The following is a 1,304-nucleotide window of genomic DNA, read 5'->3' as shown; positions in this document are numbered from 1 at the left end:
GGCGGTGGTGCCTTGCTCGGCGGCGAGCTGCTCGATCAGCGCGTCACCGAAGCGGGTCGCGCTGATCAGCTCGGCGGCTTCGTCGCTGATCAGGCCGGCGGCAGCGGCCCGGCCGAGCAACAGGTCCGGGTGCCCATAGGGCATGCGCGGGGTGCGGGAGCCGGTGGTCAGGTCGAGCGGTAGCTCCTCGCCCTCCTGGTCCTTGACGACGGCGGCCCCGGCGCGCCAGGCCGCCCAGCACATCCGCAGCCACAGCCGCGACCGGTCGAGGTCCGTGGTGCGCAGCGCCTCCAGGAACCCGGCCAGAACTTCGGAGTCGACGTCGTCGGCCAGCCGGGGCCGCCCCGCGCTGATCTTCGCCGCGAGGTGAGTCAGGGCAGGCAGCGCGACGCCGATCGCGCCGACAACCCAGGCCGGTCCCCAGTCGCGGGCGTGGCGAGCGAGCTGCCGCCACAGGACGTCGGTGGTGTCGCTGTCGTACCGCTCGTACATCAGCAGGGTGCGCAGCCGGTCCAGCGGCATCGTCGTGTCCGGCAGGCCCGGCACCGGCCGGGCGTCGAACACCAGCGGAGCCGGTTCGCAGGTCAGCAGCTCGAACGCCTTCTCCGCACTGGTCAAAGCGGTGTCCGCCGTGCTGCTGCGGGTGGTCGTCGCCATGAAGTGTCCCCTCGGTCGGGAGCGTGTCGCCGGGTGCGAACGGCTCCAAGGCACCGATTGGGACAGCCCGGCCTGACACCGGAAGCGATTGTCAGAGCGAGACAGGTCGTGACCGGTCCGGACAGATTCACCGCCCGCCAAGCGGCTGTCAGGTCGCCCGTGTGACCGGTCCTGACAGGACGCGGTCGAGTTCGATCGGCCTGACAAGCGGGATCTGTGCATCGTCAGTGCGCCCCGCCGGTCCGGGGGCCAACACAGCCCATGACCGAGAGAAAACACCAGCAGGCACCCGTTCCCGTCGGAGACCTGGTGTCCGGCGACCCGCCCGTGCCGATCACCGTATGGCCGGTTCCCGCCCCGATGCGAGGCGAGAGCATGTCCAACGCGATGGGCGTGCGGCTCGTGCACAACCTCACCCACCCGACCGACCTGATCACCGACCTCACCGCCGGGCCGCAACTGGCCCGCGCGATCATCGCCGCCCAGCGCCGCAGCCACCTTCAGGACACCCGAACGGTCGGATGGGACTGGCACACCGCGACCCTGATCGTCACCGGCTGGCCCCCGAACGAGCCCGCCGATCCGGGCGAGTTCTTCGACCGCTGCCGGACCAGCCTCGTGCCGGGCGGCTGCGTGGCCGTCCTGCT

The 1,304-nt window shown here is 71.4% G+C and carries 2 protein-coding genes; one reads left to right on the top strand and one right to left on the bottom strand.

All coding sequences use genetic code 11. From position 1 onward, the window contains the following. The coding region (locus ACH442_RS48025; protein WP_396344926.1) for a hypothetical protein at positions 1 to 657 on the bottom strand (657 nt) is incomplete at its 3' end. 261 nt (positions 658 to 918) lie between these two features. Here ACH442_RS48025 and ACH442_RS48020 point away from each other — a divergent pair. After that, positions 919 to 1,304: hypothetical protein (locus ACH442_RS48020; RefSeq protein ID WP_396344925.1), on the top strand; the 386-nt coding region annotated here is incomplete at its 3' end.

Origin of the sequence: Actinoplanes sp. NPDC020271 (assembly GCF_044388125.1) — a bacterium.
Lineage (GTDB): Bacteria > Actinomycetota > Actinomycetes > Mycobacteriales > Micromonosporaceae > Actinoplanes.
This window is presented reverse-complemented; position numbering and strand designations above follow the sequence as displayed.